Source organism: Rhodococcus sp. 15-649-2-2 (assembly GCF_002258645.1).
In the GTDB taxonomy this organism is placed as follows: Bacteria; Actinomycetota; Actinomycetes; order Mycobacteriales; family Mycobacteriaceae; genus Rhodococcoides.
In genome coordinates, this window is the sequence record NZ_NPFM01000004.1 from 1 (window position 1) to 14712 (window position 14712).

At 64.4% G+C, this 14712-nt stretch carries 17 protein-coding genes; 8 read left to right on the forward strand and 9 right to left on the reverse strand.

Annotated elements, in window-relative coordinates; all coding sequences use genetic code 11:
• Nucleotides 1-507 precede the first annotated feature (507 nt).
• From CH305_RS02135 to mrf, 4 genes are read right to left on the reverse strand one after another with little or no spacing between them, the layout of a single operon-like run.
• Nucleotides 508-1569: a VIT1/CCC1 family protein gene (locus CH305_RS02135; protein WP_032404317.1), complete on the reverse strand. Its 1062-nt coding sequence runs from the start codon at nucleotides 1567-1569 to the stop codon at nucleotides 508-510.
• 26 nt (nucleotides 1570-1595) lie between these two features.
• Nucleotides 1596-1763, reverse strand: coding sequence for a 50S ribosomal protein L32 (gene rpmF, locus CH305_RS02140; RefSeq protein ID WP_037155125.1), 168 nt, complete (start codon nucleotides 1761-1763; stop codon nucleotides 1596-1598).
• 2 nt (nucleotides 1764-1765) lie between these two features.
• Nucleotides 1766-2026: a type B 50S ribosomal protein L31 gene (locus CH305_RS02145; RefSeq protein WP_032377314.1), complete on the reverse strand. Its 261-nt coding sequence runs from the start codon at nucleotides 2024-2026 to the stop codon at nucleotides 1766-1768.
• Nucleotides 2023-3255: a ribosome hibernation factor-recruiting GTPase MRF gene (gene mrf, locus CH305_RS02150; RefSeq protein ID WP_094702498.1), complete on the reverse strand. Its 1233-nt coding sequence runs from the start codon at nucleotides 3253-3255 to the stop codon at nucleotides 2023-2025. The genes CH305_RS02145 and mrf overlap by 4 nt, the downstream gene beginning before the upstream one ends.
• A 138-nt stretch (nucleotides 3256-3393) precedes the next feature.
• Between mrf and rpmB the strand changes: the two genes are divergently transcribed.
• The 7 genes from rpmB (at nucleotide 3394) to CH305_RS02185 (ending at nucleotide 6492) form a co-directional block, all read left to right on the forward strand.
• Nucleotides 3394-3630, forward strand: coding sequence for a 50S ribosomal protein L28 (rpmB, locus tag CH305_RS02155; RefSeq protein WP_094608391.1), 237 nt, complete (start codon nucleotides 3394-3396; stop codon nucleotides 3628-3630).
• Nucleotides 3627-3797: a 50S ribosomal protein L33 gene (rpmG, locus tag CH305_RS02160; RefSeq protein ID WP_170944568.1), complete on the forward strand. Its 171-nt coding sequence runs from the start codon at nucleotides 3627-3629 to the stop codon at nucleotides 3795-3797. Before rpmB ends, rpmG begins: the two co-directional genes overlap by 4 nt.
• Nucleotides 3798-3799: 2 nt before the next feature.
• On the forward strand, nucleotides 3800-4105 hold the full coding sequence (gene rpsN, locus CH305_RS02165; RefSeq protein ID WP_032404321.1) for a 30S ribosomal protein S14: 306 nt from the start codon (nucleotides 3800-3802) through the stop codon (nucleotides 4103-4105).
• Nucleotides 4106-4119: 14 nt separating this feature from the next.
• Nucleotides 4120-4374, forward strand: coding sequence for a 30S ribosomal protein S18 (gene rpsR, locus CH305_RS02170; protein ID WP_008719028.1), 255 nt, complete (start codon nucleotides 4120-4122; stop codon nucleotides 4372-4374).
• Between the two features lie 82 nt (nucleotides 4375-4456).
• On the forward strand, nucleotides 4457-5383 hold the full coding sequence (locus CH305_RS02175; protein ID WP_032404322.1) for an AEC family transporter: 927 nt from the start codon (nucleotides 4457-4459) through the stop codon (nucleotides 5381-5383).
• 46 nt (nucleotides 5384-5429) lie between these two features.
• Nucleotides 5430-5894, forward strand: a complete 465-nt coding sequence (locus CH305_RS02180) for a hypothetical protein (RefSeq protein ID WP_094702404.1) — start codon at nucleotides 5430-5432, stop codon at nucleotides 5892-5894.
• Nucleotides 5895-5919: 25 nt separating this feature from the next.
• A complete protein-coding gene (locus tag CH305_RS02185) occupies nucleotides 5920-6492 on the forward strand; it encodes a DUF1707 domain-containing protein (protein WP_032404324.1) in 573 nt (190 codons plus the stop codon).
• A 1-nt stretch (nucleotide 6493) separates the two neighbouring features.
• On the opposite strand, the gene CH305_RS02190 is transcribed toward CH305_RS02185, so the two are convergent.
• Both CH305_RS02190 and CH305_RS02195 read right to left on the reverse strand, forming a co-directional pair.
• Entirely contained in the window at nucleotides 6494-8440 is a 1947-nt protein-coding gene (locus CH305_RS02190) for a VWA domain-containing protein (RefSeq protein WP_094608309.1), read from the reverse strand.
• A complete protein-coding gene (locus CH305_RS02195) occupies nucleotides 8440-9825 on the reverse strand; it encodes an ATP-binding protein (protein WP_032404326.1) in 1386 nt (461 codons plus the stop codon). The genes CH305_RS02190 and CH305_RS02195 overlap by 1 nt, the downstream gene beginning before the upstream one ends.
• 237 nt (nucleotides 9826-10062) lie before the next feature.
• Here CH305_RS02195 and CH305_RS02200 point away from each other — a divergent pair, with 237 nt between their 5' ends.
• Nucleotides 10063-10926, forward strand: coding sequence for a DUF559 domain-containing protein (locus CH305_RS02200; RefSeq protein WP_094702406.1), 864 nt, complete (start codon nucleotides 10063-10065; stop codon nucleotides 10924-10926).
• A gap of 67 nt (nucleotides 10927-10993) precedes the next feature.
• Here the strand turns inward: CH305_RS02200 and purH are convergent, their stop codons facing one another.
• The 3 genes from purH to CH305_RS02215 are packed head-to-tail and all read right to left on the reverse strand — an operon-like array spanning nucleotide 10994 to nucleotide 14669.
• On the reverse strand, nucleotides 10994-12544 hold the full coding sequence (purH, locus tag CH305_RS02205) for a bifunctional phosphoribosylaminoimidazolecarboxamide formyltransferase/IMP cyclohydrolase (RefSeq protein WP_094702408.1): 1551 nt from the start codon (nucleotides 12542-12544) through the stop codon (nucleotides 10994-10996).
• Complete coding sequence (purN, locus tag CH305_RS02210; RefSeq protein WP_094702410.1) at nucleotides 12541-13233, reverse strand: phosphoribosylglycinamide formyltransferase; 693 nt, start codon at nucleotides 13231-13233, stop codon at nucleotides 12541-12543. Before purN ends, purH begins: the two co-directional genes overlap by 4 nt.
• 5 nt (nucleotides 13234-13238) lie before the next feature.
• On the reverse strand, nucleotides 13239-14669 hold the full coding sequence (locus CH305_RS02215) for a DUF6350 family protein (protein WP_179278152.1): 1431 nt from the start codon (nucleotides 14667-14669) through the stop codon (nucleotides 13239-13241).
• Nucleotides 14670-14712: the final 43 nt, after the last annotated feature.

Below are 14712 nucleotides of genomic sequence, written 5' to 3' on the forward strand. Positions count from 1 at the left end.
CCTGATCGACACGACGAACACGGGGTGGGGACTTTCAGTTGGCCACCAGTGGGGACCTCGACCTGGCCACCAGTGGGTACTTTTTCATGGCCACGGACAGCAAGCAGGCAGGAAGGTTACTACGGAACTATCTGGTCGACAATCAGATCGGGAATTATGTTCGACAACACGACTGTGGCTTCGAACCTCGACAACGGTGCAGGACTCAGCTGGCAGCTGACAATTCCTGGGTCAGCGTCCACTGCAATCCGGTCACGCTTCTCCCTTGACGAACCGGAAGGAATCGGCCAGTCCGCCAGAAGAGGACAGATAGACGACGGAAGTCAGGATCCGCCCAAGCCCCAATTCGGATAGCTGACAGCGAGACAGGGACCGCGTGCAGATACGCGGTCCCTGTCCATTTGAGCGGGATGACTAAGCGGGACTGCGTGCACGGACGTGCCGTGCTCGAGCGGGATCCCGTCGATGGGGCCCAGTAGTGTGCAAGCCTGCCCAAGACGACGGTCCCTACACTCCCCCACCGAATGCGAGTCCCAGCAAATACGTTGCCCCAGCCGCGCCGTAGCCGATGGCCAGCTGGCGCAGTGCACGTTTGACGGGCGGGCCACCGCTGAGGAGGCCAACCACCAGGCCGGTGCAGATCAGCGCAATTCCGACGAGGACGGCCGCAACGGCAAGGGCCACATAGCCTTCGAGACCGAACAGGTACGGCAACACCGGGATCACCGCTCCCGAGGCGAAGAAGCAGAAGCTGGCTCCCGCCGCTCCGAGTCCTGTTCCGATGGACTCGTGCTCGTCGACGTCGGGTGCCATCTCGTCGTCGGTGGGCAACAGCCGCAACACTTCCGACGCTTTGGCGTCGGCCTCCTCGTGTGTCATTCCCCGGGCCCGGTACACCAGCGCCAGTTCGTTGGCGTCGACGTCGAGATGTTGGACGGCATCGCGCGCCGCACTGTCCGGGGACGACGCTTCGAGCAACTCGCGTTGTGAACGGACGGAGACGTATTCGCCCGCACCCATCGACAGCGCACCGGCGAGCAATCCGGCCAGTCCGGTGACCAGCACGATGTGATTGGACACTCCGGAGCCGCTGATGCCGAGCACGAGCGCGAGGTTGCTCACCAGCCCGTCGTTGGCACCGAACACTGCGGCCCTGAACGTGCCGGACAGCCGATTGCGACCGCGCGCGGCGAGCGCTCTGATGACCTCGGCGTGGATCTGCTCGTCGGCAGTCATCGCCTCCGTTGCATCGGCGTCCGTGGCGTACGGCGAGCGAGTCTCGGCTCGTTGCGCCAACGCGAGTACGAACACCGAACCGAAGCGACGCGCCAGGACACCGAGGATTCGAGTGCGAATGTCGCCTTTCAGCGGCATGCCGACCCGCTCACCCAGCAGATTTCGCCAATGCTGCTCGTGGCGGCCTTCCGCATCGGCGAGTTCGAGCAGTATCTCTCGCTCCTCGCCGGTGCGTCGGCCTGCCAGATCGCGATATACGGCGGCCTCGGCCCGCTCGTCGGCGAGATACTGCCGCCATCGCTTCACATCTCGCGAACTGGGTCCATCGTTCATGATCGTCAAGATAGACCCGTCGGAGATCAACTCGGGTCGTACACCCCGGACTGCACTGCTTTGATCAGTCTGCGCGGCACTCGAAACTCCTGGCCACCCACGCGCACCGTCACCAGATCCGGGGCGACGGCCTTCCACTGCGCTCGCCTGCTTCGGGTGTTCGAGCGCGACATCTTTCTCTTCGGAACAGCCATGACTAGACGTCCTTTCGGCTTCGGCGGCCGTATCGCTTCTCGAACTTCTCGACGCGTCCCTGGGTATCCATCACGCGTGCGGCTCCGGTCCAGAAGGGGTGCGATTCGGACGAGACGTCGACGACGACCAGCGGGTAGGTGTTGCCGTCCTCCCACTCGGTCTCGCGCGCAGACGTGAGGGTGGATCTGGTGAGGAACTTGTTTCCGGTGCTCGAGTCCTGAAACACGACCGGGTGGTAGTCGGGATGAATGCCTGGTTTCATTCTGTTGCCTCTCGTGATTGTTCTGCGTACGGGGATTCGCTGCTCTCGCAGGGGTCTTCGTGCCACTGACCGAACGGGTCGGTCCAGGTGGACCACACAGTGGGGTCGATCATCTCGTCATCGGAGACCAAGGCCCACTGGAGCGTTCGGTCGATCTCGGTGGGATCGGCCTCGTGAACGAGGATCACCAGCGAGGTATCGCGATCGCCGAACTCGTCGTCCCACCGCAGTGCCGCCATCGCCCGTCGAGTGGTGTCGATGCGATCCTGCTGCTCCGGAGTCATTGCGGCGAGCCACTTTCCGGCGCTCGCAACCCGCAATCCGCCGCCGGCCGATTCGATCCAGAGCGCCTCGTCGGGCTGTGTGGCAACCCAGGCCCGTCCGCGGGCAGTGACAACGCCGTCGAGCAGCACGTCGATGGCCTCGTGCAATCGCTCCGGATGAAACGGCCGGGTTGCGGTGAACTCGACAAGTGCGACGCCGCAGTCGACGGTCAGCGGGGGCTGACCCCGCAGCAGCGGCGAGTGGGCATCGGTGATCGCACCGCGCCGGGCGTCCGCGGGCACAGAGGCGAGAAGCGCCGGGGCGTCGACCATTGCGTCCTGGGCGACCCAGACAACAGGTGCGTTCGGTGCCAACCGCGCGAGGACAGCGGCAAGCCGAGCACGTTCCCACGCGTCGACCTCGGGACCGGCGGTGACGACAAGGGCGTCGGCGTAATCGACCTGGCCGACGACCAACTGCGCGACCGTTCGATCGTCGTCACCACTGGCGACGACGCCTCGATCGGCCATCGCGTCGTCGCCGGTGGCGTCGGCCAACCAGGTTGCGGCGTCGAGGCAGTCGATCACTGCTTCGACGCGGACGTCACGCGAGGCCGGACCGTCGATTTGCCCGACGATGCCCGCCACGACGACGTTCTCGACAGCCCAGCACAATGCCTCGGGTTCGAGTGCGGGGTCCATCGCGAGCACGATGCGATCGACACTGCTGCGGGTCGACAGTGCACGCAGCAGCGGCAGCAGGTCCTCGCGGAGTGTGCAGGACACACAGCCGTGCGCCAGTTCCAGGATGGTCTCGCGGGGATTCTCGCCCAGTACACAGAGCGTGCGCCGCACCACTCCTTCGGTGACTCGGCTCAGATCGTGGCGGACCGCAACGGTCCCGGGCGCGAGCAGCGACGTCACCACTGCGTCCATGGCTCCGGTCCAGCCGGAGACGAGGACCATCGGGGTTCGATCGTCCGGTGAGTTGTTCACGAGCACCCTTCTTTTCGACAACGATTGTCATTACCTGTGGATGCACGCTACATTCGAGAACACGCTTTGTCGAAAACGATTGTCATAACGGCAAGAAAAGGAGTGCTCATGTCAGCGCACTGCCAAGTCACCGGCCGCACCCCGGGATTCGGAAAATCGGTCTCGCACTCCCACGTGCGCACCAGCCGCAGGTGGGACCCCAATATCCAGCGCAAGACGTACTACGCGCCGAGCCTCGGCCGTCGCGTCACCCTCACGCTCTCGGCCAAGGGGATCAAGACCATCGACCGCGATGGCATCGACGCCGTGGTCGCCAAGATCCGCGCACGCGGGGAGAAGGTCTGATGGGCAAGAGCACCGACGTCCGGCCGATCGTCAAACTCAAATCGACTGCCGGTACCGGCTACACCTACGTCACTCGCAAGAACCGTCGCAACGACCCCGACCGATTGGTGATGAAGAAGTACGACCCGGTCGTCCGCAAGCACGTCGATTTTCGGGAAGAGCGTTAGCCATGGCAAAGAAGTCGAAGATTGAGAAGAACGAGCAGCGCAAGGTCATCGTCGCCCGCTGGGCAACGCGTCGCGCAGAGCTCAAGGAGACCATTCGCAAGCCCTCGAGCAGCGATTCCGAGCGCGTGCAGGCCCAAGCAGCACTGCAGCGTCTGCCACGCGATTCGAGTCCGGTACGATTGCGCAATCGTGACGCTGCGGATGGACGTCCGCGCGGTTACCTTCGGAAATTCGGGCTGTCCCGCGTGAAAATGCGCGAGATGGCACACCGTGGGGAGCTGCCAGGCGTCCACAAGTCGAGCTGGTAAGGGAAAAGGTAGAGATGGCAGTCAAGAGAGCACCGTCGAAGAAGGTCCGCGCAGAGGCGGGTCGTCGACCGAAGAAGAACCCGTTGAACGCCGCCAAGGTCACCACGGTGGACTACAAGGACATCAACCTTCTTCGTCAGTTCATTTCCGACCGCGGCAAGATCCGCAGCCGTCGGGTCACCGGGCTCACCCCGCAGCAGCAGCGCCAGGTCGCTGTCGCAGTGAAGAACGCTCGTGAAATGGCATTGCTGCCGTTCACCAGCCGCTGAATCAGCTTTCGAGAAAGGCCACGTAGCCATCCGGCTACGTGGCCTTTCTGTCGTTCCCTAGCAAGAGATGAGCACTTCGACGATGTCCGGCGTTCTCGAGGGCTTCACCGTCATCTTCGTCGTCATCGCACTGGGTTACCTGCTCGCCCACCTGAAAGTGCTCGGCGAGCACGGCCAATTCGTCCTCAGTCGACTCGTGTTCTTCGTCGCGACACCGTCACTGCTGTTCGTCACACTGGCGAACTCGGACCTGTCGGTCATCCTCTCGCCCGTGTTGGCCGTCGCCGGCTCCACGGCACTGCTCGTCGGAGCAATCTATTTCGTCATAGCGAAGCTCGCGCTGAAACGGGCCGTGCCCGACGCGACCGTAGGTGCGCTGGCGAGTTCGTACGTCAACGCCGCCAACCTGGGCATCCCGATCGCCGTGTTCGTACTGGGCGACGCCAACTTCGTCGCTCCCCTGCTGCTCTTCCAGATCATGATCTACACCCCGATCGCCGTGACCATCCTCGACATCTCCACCAAGATCGACGAGGTCTCGCTGTTCAAGACCGTCACAACGCCGTTCCGAAACCCGATCGTGCTGGCCGGAGCCGCGGGACTCGTTCTGTCGATCACGGGATTCGAGCTGCCCGAGGCGTTGATGCAGCCGTTCCAACTCGTCGGAAATGCTTCCGTACCCGGTGCCTTGCTTGCCTTCGGTCTGTCCCTCTACGGTGCCCGCGTGCTGCAGAAGGGCATCAGTCCGCGGCGGGACGTCGCCCTGGCGACGGTGTTCAAAATGGCGCTGCAGCCACTGCTCGGATACCTGATGGCCCGGTTCGTCTTCGGTCTGGACGGTCACGACCTGTTCGCCATCGTCGTCGTTTCGGCACTGCCCACCGCACAGAACGTGTTCGTATTCGCCAGCCGCTACCAGCGCGGAGTGGTACTCGCCCGTGACACTGCGTTCGTGACCACGCTCGTCTCGATACCCGTCATCGCACTCGTGACGGTGTTCCTCGCGTGAGCCGAACACAAAGGTTCTCCTCAGCTCACGGCGCTAGTTTGGAAGCATGAGGTTTCTCGCTGCAGGTGTCATGTTGTGCCTGCTGCTGGCGGGCTGCAGTACGGTCTCCGGTGGCGACGAGGACACAACGCCCACGGTCGGTTCCACCACTCCCGTCGGCCACATCCAGCAGCCGAGCGCCCCTCCGGTTCCACACGAGGTTCCCGTCGGCGACGTCGGCACCATGTTCGAGCCGACTCCTGATCTGATCCGAGCCACCACCACTCCGTTCGAGTCGTGGAGCCAGGTTTCCCCCAACACCATCGCCGTGCACTTCGTGACCGGAACTCCGGAGTGCTACGGGGCCGACGCCACGGTGACCGAGACCGACGCGACGGTCACCGTCGAGCTGCGTACCGGCACCAGACCCGACGCCGCCGACAAGTCCTGCATCATGGTTGCCGTCTACGCCACCATGCAGATGACGTTGGCATCGCCTCTCGGTAGCCGCTCAATCTTGAATGCGGCCTGACCGCTACGCAGGTAGGGTCCGAGCGGTGAGCGATCAACTCCCCGACCGAGATCGAAGCCAGGTACGCGCGGCCGACGCCGACAGGAACCTGGTCGCACAGTTGCTCAGTGATGCTTTCGCGAACGGCCAGCTCACCGTGAGCGAGTACGACGAGCGCACTGCCGCGGTGTACCAGGCCAAAACCTACGGCGAACTCGATCTGCTGACCGGCGACCTGGCACTGTCTCCGCCTCCCGCGTCTGCACCGTCGGGTGGTTCCTCGAACGACCGCGTGATCGCCATCATGAGTGGTGCCGTGCGCAAAGGTGAGTGGACAGCCGCCTCGCGCATCGACGCTGTCGCCTTCTGGGGCGGAATCGAACTCGACCTACGACGGGCCTCGTTCTCCGCACCGGACACCACCATCAACTGTGTGGCCATCATGGGCGGCATCGAGGTCACCGTGCCGCCCGGGGTGAGCGTGGAAGTACGTGGCATGGGCATCATGGGCGGTTTCGAGCACGTCAGCGCGGCCCACCCCGGTGCACCGCGCGTCATCGTCACCGGCTTTGCGTTCTGGGGCGGCGTCAGCGTAGACATCAAGGCTCCCGACAAGTGAGCTAGGACCGCCGACGCTTGAGGTAGTCGCTCACCACCGCAGCACCCAGCCCGTCCAGATCCGGCGCGATGACACGTCCACCCACCCGTTCGGCCATCTTGTCGACGACTCTGGCCAGGCCGGGATCGTCGCCGAGCCGGAAGATCGTCACCTGCGCACCGAGTTTCGCGACGGTATCGAGTTCCCGCACGGTCAGTCCCAGAGTCTTCGACGACGGCGGGTAGTCGAAATACGCATGGCCGTCCGGCTCGAGATGCGCAGTCGGCTCACCGTCCGTGACGATCAACACCACTGGCTGCGCGTTGGGATGACGCCGCAGATGACGCACTGCCAGCATCAGTGCGTGGTGCAGATTCGTGCCCTGATCGTAGGCACCGTCCAACCCCGCCAGCTCCGACGCCGTCAATGTCTGTGCGTGCCTGCCGAATCCGATCAACTGCAGATCGTCCCCGCGGAATCGAGTGCTGACCAGATGATTGAGAGCCAGTGCAGTGCGCTTCATCGGCACCCAGCGGCCGTCCATCACCATCGAGAACGACGTGTCGACCAGCAATGCAACCGCGGCCTGGGTTCGAGTCTCGGTCTCGCTGATCTCCACATCGGTCACCTGCAGCTGCACCGGAAAGCTTGATCCTGTTGCCGCTGAACGCAGTACCGCATTGTTGACGGTGCGCGTCACGTCCCACGGTTCGGTATCGCCGAACTCCCACGCCCGCGACGCTCCCGTGGGCTCGCCCATCGCACCCGCCTTGCGAGTGTCCCGCTCGCCGCCACGTCGAGACAGTTTTCCCGCGACATCCTTCAGCGCGGACTGCCCCAGCTGACGCATGGCCTTGGGTGACAGTCGCCATTGGCCGTCGGCACCCTTGTCCATGAAACCCTGCTGCTGCAGCGCCTTTTCGAGCTCGGAGAGCATCCGCGCATCGGCCGCCGCCTCGGGCCCGAGTTGCTTCAGCAGAGCGTCCGCGTCGATGTCGTCCAGTGCAGCACCGTTGTACTGCTGCGAGAGCTGATTACCCAGGTTCTCCAGGTCCGCGATGTCCTGGAGCGCACCGGTACCATCGCCCAGACCCATTCCGTTCTCGCCGCGGAAGTTCTGCGAGCCGTCCCAGTCCTCACCGGGCCTGGCCTGCTGCAGGTTCTGATCGAGTTGATCGAGCTGGTTCAGCAGGTTCGAGTCACCGAAAGCCTGCTGCGCCAATGCATCCAACTCGGCCCGCTGCTCGGGAGTCAACGAGTTACGCAGCCGCTGCGCCGCTGCGGCCCGCTGCGCGAGCGAATCCAACAACTCGTCGACGTTCTTCGGGTTCTCCGGGAAGTGCTGACCGTGCTTGTTCATGAACTGGTCGAACTGCTCGTCGGTGTCCTCACCCTTGTTGTGGGCGTCGAGCAATTCGTTGAGGTCCTTCAGCATCTCGCTGATGGCCTGACGGTCCTCGTCGGTGGCACCTTCGAGGGCCTGCTTCATGCCGGCGAAACGCTGATCGAGCATTTCGCGTCCGAGCAGGTCCTTGATCTTCTCGTAGTTCTCGCGACCCTCCGACGAGCGCCAGTCGTAGTCCGAAAGCTCCTGCACTGCTTGGGCAGTGGACGGTGAGAGGTCGCCGATCTGCATCTCCTGGAACCGAGCGTCGTCATCGAGCGCACGCGCCAAGGCCTTGCGCTCCTCGAGCACCGCCTTGTCCAGCAGCTCACGCACTTCTTCCAGAGTGCCGTCGAGGTTGTTCTTCTTCAAGAGGTCTCGACGACGCTTGGCCGCCTGAGCGGCCAGGTCGTCGAGCCCACGCAGGTTCTTCGTCCCACGCCGCAGCATCTCCTGCAATGCCCGACGCGGCGACGCCCCCTCGAGTACATCCTCGCCTATGGCGTCGAGCGCCTCGCGCAGATCCACCGGTGGTGCAAGGGGATCCGGCCCGTCGTGATACCGCCCGTATCGCGAGCGTCGCATCAGCTGTACACCGTCTGACCGTCGTCGTCGGGATCCTTGGAGATCCGACGTGCGAGGTAGAGACCTTCGAGTGCGAGTTCGACCGCGGCTGCTTTCTCGCCGTCCGAGGTCGCGTTCAGCCGCTCGTGGATATCGCCGATGACCTCGACGTCAGGTAGCTCGTCGAGCAGAGCTTTGGCGGTGATCCGGTCGCCGGTGACGATCGGCTCGCCGGTCTCGACTGCCGTCACCAGCGCAGCGAGGTTGATGCCGCCGAGATGTGCCCGGACGGTATCGGCGGTCGCGCGGCGCAGCATGTGCTCGAGTACCTCGATTTCGCGTCCTTCCTCACCCGACTCGAACTCGACCTTGCCGCGCAGCACCTCGATGATGGTGCCGAGATCGACCGGCCGGGCCACGGGCTCGGCCTCGCCGAGTATCGCGGCCCGGTGAACGGCTGCGGCAGCGATGGTTTCGGCAGCTGCGATCGCAAATCGAGCGGAGACGCCGGAGCGCTGGTCCACCGACGGCGACTCCCGCAGCAGTCGAGTGAAGCGAGCGAGCACCTCGAGGAGGTAGGTCGGGACGGCGGCCTGAAGATCCGCTTCCTGTTCGATGACGGCTACTTCATCGTCCAGTTCCAGGGGGTAGTGCGTCCTGATCTCGGCACCGAAGCGGTCCTTGAGCGGGGTGATGATGCGTCCGCGATTGGTGTAGTCCTCCGGGTTCGCGCTCGCCACCAGCATGACGTCGAGTGGCAAACGCAGGGTGTAGCCACGAACCTGAATGTCACGCTCCTCCATGACGTTGAGCAGCGAGACCTGGATGCGCTCGGCGAGGTCCGGAAGCTCGTTGATTGCCACGATGCCGCGATGGCTGCGCGGAACGAGCCCGAAGTGAATGGTCTCCGGATCGCCGAGGCTGCGACCCTCGGCCACCTTGACCGGATCGACGTCACCGACGAGGTCGGCCACCGACGTATCCGGAGTGGCGAGCTTCTCCGCGTATCGCTCGCTGCGGTGCCGCCACTCGATGGGAAGGTCGTCGCCGAGTTCTCCGGCTTTGCGAATACTGGCCGGCGTGATCGGTTCGTAGGGATGCTCACCGAGTTCGGCTCCGGCGATCACCGGCACCCACTCGTCGAGCAACAGATTCAGGGTGCGCAACAGGCGCGTCTTGCCCTGACCACGCTCGCCGAGCAGTACCACGTCATGACCGGCCAGAATCGCGCGCTCGAACTGCGGCAACACCGTCGAGCCGAATCCCACGATCCCCGGCCACGGATCCTCGCCGTCGCGCAATGCCTTCAGAAGATTCTCTCGCAACTCTTCCTTGATCGACCGCTGCCGATGTCCGGATGCCTTGAGTTCGCCGAGAGTGGAGATGCCAGGTTTGGTAGAGGTCACTTCTCCACGCTACGAGCGTTTGGCAATTGCTGCCATCGAGAGTGGAAGACCGCTCCCGCCGAACTCGAAGTTATGGACAAAATTCGGGCAAATTCCGTCCATAACTTCGAGTTCGGCGGTCGATGCACACCTGGGCCCCAGATCAATCACAGGCACATAACTGTGGACAACTATTTTGTTCATCCACAGCCAGCGCACGACCCACTTTTCGCGTGAATCCGATGCCACTGTGCGTGGATGGACAGCGCACCGTTCGTCGGATCCGAGGCAATCGCCAACGGATTGGTCACCCGCCAAGACCTACGACATCGCTTCCGTCGCATCTATCGTGACGTCTACATCGACCCGGGTTGCGAACTGGATGCGACGACCAAGGCAAGGGCGGCGTGGTTGTACTCCCGAGGCAAGGCAGTGGTCTCCGGCGTCAGTGCCGCGGCAATCCACGGATCGGACTGGATCTCGGCAGACCAGGATGCCGAACTCATCTGGACGGAACATCGACAGAAGTTGGCAGGACTTCGGATCGGCTTCGACGAGCTGGCAGCGCAAGAAATCGAGATCGTCGACGGTCTGGTAGTCACAACGGCGGCACGCACCGCGTACGACCTCGGCCGCCGCAGACCGTTCGGCACTGCGGTGGCAAGGCTCGACGCACTGTGCCGTGCGACCGGGGTGGGCATCTCGGACATCACCCGGCTTGCCGAGCGTCATGGTGGAGCGCGCGGGGTCGTCCAGTTGAGGGAAGTCCTCGACGTCGTCGACGCCGGTGCCGAATCACCGCAGGAGACACGCACCAGACTGGCACTGATGGCCGCCGGCCTGCCTCGACCGCAAACCCAGATAGAGGTGGTGGGATCGGACGGCAGAGTGTTCGCACGCATCGACATCGGATGGGCACGCTGGAAGGTGGCGGTGGAGTACGACGGCGAGCAGCACTGGTCCGACGAAAGGCAGCGAGCCTGGGACATCGAGCGTCAACACTTACTCGAAGCACTCGGCTGGACCGTGATCAGGGTGAGCGCACTGCAACTGCGCACCGACCCGTGGGGCGTTGCAGCGCGGGTTCGCGACAAATTGCGCGCCGCAGGGGCAAAGGTCTAGTCGAGCTCGAAGTTAGGGACGGATTTCGCCGGAAATCCATCCATAACTTCGATCTCGGCGGGGTCGCTCAGTGAGCGAAGTGCCGCGAACCCGTCAGGTACAGCGTCACGCCTGCGTCCTGTGCGGCAGCGATCACTTCGTTGTCGCGAACCGAACCACCGGGCTGTACAACAGCTTTGACGCCTGCGCTCATCAGAACCTGCAGGCCGTCGGGGAACGGGAAGAAGGCATCGGAGGACGCGACCGAACCGGCGGCGCGATCCCCTGCCCGCTGCACAGCGAGGTGGGCGGCGTCGACGCGGTTGACCTGGCCCATTCCTACGCCCACCGACGCACCGTCGTGAGCCAGCAGAATCGCGTTGGACTTGACGGCTCTTCCTGCGCGCCAAGCGAATTCGAGATCCTTCAACGTCTGCTCGTCGGCGGGTTCGCCGGCCGCGAGAGTCCAGTTGGCCGGATTGTCGCCGTCTGCATCGAGTACGTCGCGCTCCTGCAGCAATGTGCCGCCGGAAATCGGCTTGAGCTCGACGCCGGAGGTGGGCGGCGCCTCCGCCAACAGGACGCGAATGTTCTTCTTGCGCTGCAACACTCCGAGGGCACCGTCGGCGTAAGCCGGCGCGATGATGACCTCGGTAAAGATTTCGGCCACCTGCTCGGCCATCTCGACGGTGATCTCACGGTTGGCTGCGATGACGCCGCCGTAGGCACTCACCGGGTCGCAGGCGTGCGCCTTGCGGTGCGCCTCCGCGATGTCCTTGCCGACGGCGATGCCACACGGGTTGGCGTGCTTGATGATCGCGACAGTGGGCTCGGCATGATCGAAGGCCGCCCGCCACGCCGCGTCGGAATCGGTGAAATTGTTGTAGGACATCTCTTTACCGTGCAGCTGCTCCGCCTGCGCGATGCCGGAGCCCGCAGGGTCGACGTACAGCGCGGCAGCTTGGTGCGGGTTCTCGCCGTAGCGAAGCACGGCCGCGCGGTCCCAGGTTCCGCCGATCCATTCGGGGAACGAAGACTCGGACTCGACCAGCACGTTGCTCATCCACGACGCCACCGCGACGTCGTAGGCAGCGGTGTGCTGAAATGCCTGCGCTGCAAGCGAAGTCCGCTCGGCGAGGGTGAATCCGCCACCTGCGACGGCAGTCAGCACGTCCTCGTAGCGGTTGGGGTCGACAACCACGGCAACCGACGGGTGGTTCTTGGCCGCGGCGCGCACCATCGAGGGTCCGCCGATGTCGATCTGCTCGACACATTCGTCGGGCGTCGCACCACTGGCGACGGTCTCGGTGAACGGATACAGGTTCACCACAACGAGCTCGAATGCCTCGATGCCCAGCTCTTCCAGCTGCGAAAGATGCTCGGGCTTACGGGTATCGGCGAGCACTCCGGCATGTACCCGGGGATGCAGCGTCTTGACGCGTCCCTCGAGGGTCTCGGGGAATCCGGTGAGGTCCTCGACCTTGGTCACTGGGATTCCGGCGTCGGCGATCTTGCTCGCCGTCGATCCGGTGGACACCAGAGCGACGCCCGCGCCGTGCAAGCCCGTCGCCAGTTCGATCAGTCCGGTCTTGTCGTAGACGCTGACCAGTGCGCGGCGCACTGTTTTACGTTCACTCATCGGATTATCTGAGCCTTTCGTCCATCGGAGGTGACACCTGTGGTGGCCACGGCTGCGATCACGTCGACCAGCAACCGTCGCTCGACAGTCTTGATGCGTTCGTGCAACGCGGCTTCGTCGTCGTCGTCGAGAACCGGAACGGCTTCCTGCGCCAGGATCGGCCCGGTATCGACGCCGGAATCGACCAGATGAACCGTCGAACCGGTCAGTTTGACGCCGTGATCGAGTGCATCCCGAACGGCGTGCGCACCCGGAAACGACGGCAGGAGCGCGGGGTGAGTGTTGACGATGCGTCCGGCAAAAGCGTCGAGAAATCGCTCGCCGAGGATTTTCATGAAGCCGGCGGTGACCACCAGATCCGGCTCGTGACCCAGGACGGCATCGGTGAGCGCAACATCCCACTCGGCACGCTCGGCATAGTCTCGCAGCCCGATCCGAAAGTGCGGTATCCCGGCTTCGTCCGCACGCCGGGCTGCTTCGCAGTCGCGATCGACTCCGACGGCGACGATGCGCGCGGGATAGTTCTCGGACGCTGTCGCCGCGATGATCGACTGCAGCAGCGAGCCGGTCCCCGACGCGAGGACGACGACCCGCGCGGGTGTCTCACGCAAGGCAGTCAGCGCACTACTCCTGAGGTATCGAGGGGGAACGTTCGAGCCAGCAGAAAGCCTAGTCGCTGCGCCCCACACACCGACTACCGGGCAGGTCCGTCCGTGTCCCCGGGCGGGGCGACGATCTCGGCGTCCAGCGGCTCGTCGGTATCGGCATCGACCGCCGGCTCGGCGACCGGTTCCTGGGCAGGCTCGGCCGGAAGTTCGTCCACGACCTCCGCCTCGACGACGTCTTCGACGTCCAAACCGTCCTTCGGCTCGGAGGCGGGAGCCGCTTCGATTGCCACCTCGGCGGCGGGCACCACAGCCGAGGCCGGTTCGTCGTGTTCGGGTTCGGGTTCTGCTCGACGCCACACGACGATGGCCGCGGATATCGTGCCCGCGACGGCCAGCCAGGCAAATGTCAACAGTCCAAAGCTCCAGACGGTGACCTCGACGGTTCCGAAGGTGCCGAGGCTTCCACCTGCGGCGTATCCGAACAGGGCTGCGAGTACTCCGGCTGCAGCTGCCACCACCCACACCGAGGACACAGCGACCTGGATGTCGACGCTGCGGATGGCGCAGTCACGGCCGAGCAGCAGCCCCGCGCCGATCGGGACGGCGAGCATGACGACCCAGATCGTCTGTGCAGGGCCTTCTGGAAGGACGGCCAAGATCGGCAACGGCGGAAGCGGGCCACCCGTCGTCGCGAAGAGACTCACCGATGCGTCGCCGAAACCAGCTGTGGACCCGGTCGCCACGGCGAGCGCGCCGATCAGGACGTTGGGGAGGTAGAGCACCGACAGAGCGGTCAGGCCGAGCATGCCGACGAAGTCGCGCCCACTTTCGACCAGTGCACCGGCGGTTTCCCAGGAGGCGAGCAGAGCGAGCAGCACCACGGCCGCGCCACCTGCGACGAGGATCGACAGTGCGCGCACGAGCGGTGCGACGAGGGCACGAACCCATTCCGGGACACCGCGGCGGAGCACAAGGGAATCCCAGCGCGCAAGGATCAACCCGGTTCCGGACGCGGCCGCGTGAACGCCGGCTACCCAGGAGAAGGCCGCGAGAGCATTGGGGCTCGACAGGCCGATGACGGTGGACGCGTCCCCGGCAACAGCCAAGGCGATCGCGGTGACGGCGAGCGGACCGGCCAACGAGGCGGCGAACACCCACCGAACCATGCGGCGTTCGGTGTCCGGATCCACCGCGCGGTGGACGGTACGAGCGACGGACCAGCCGATGATCAGGGTGGGCAGTAGCGGTGCGACGCCGAGGGACGTCCCGCCGATGGTCAGGGGAACCAGATGCACGGCGAACCACGTGCCGGCAATAGCTCCGAGAGTTCCGGTGAGATCGCTGTTCACCGAGACGAGAGTGACCAGAACGAGGGTGGTGGCGATCACCACGACCAGCCCGGAGGTCTTGAACGCCACGGCGGCGAGCATGCGCGACTGGTCCGGGGTAGGCCCGGTGCCGACCCGGGCAGTCCTCGCAGCCGCGCGTCGAGTGTCTCGATTCAATAGATCGCTCATCGCAACGAGAGTCGCATCAACTTCGCGGCACGCCGGTCAGGCG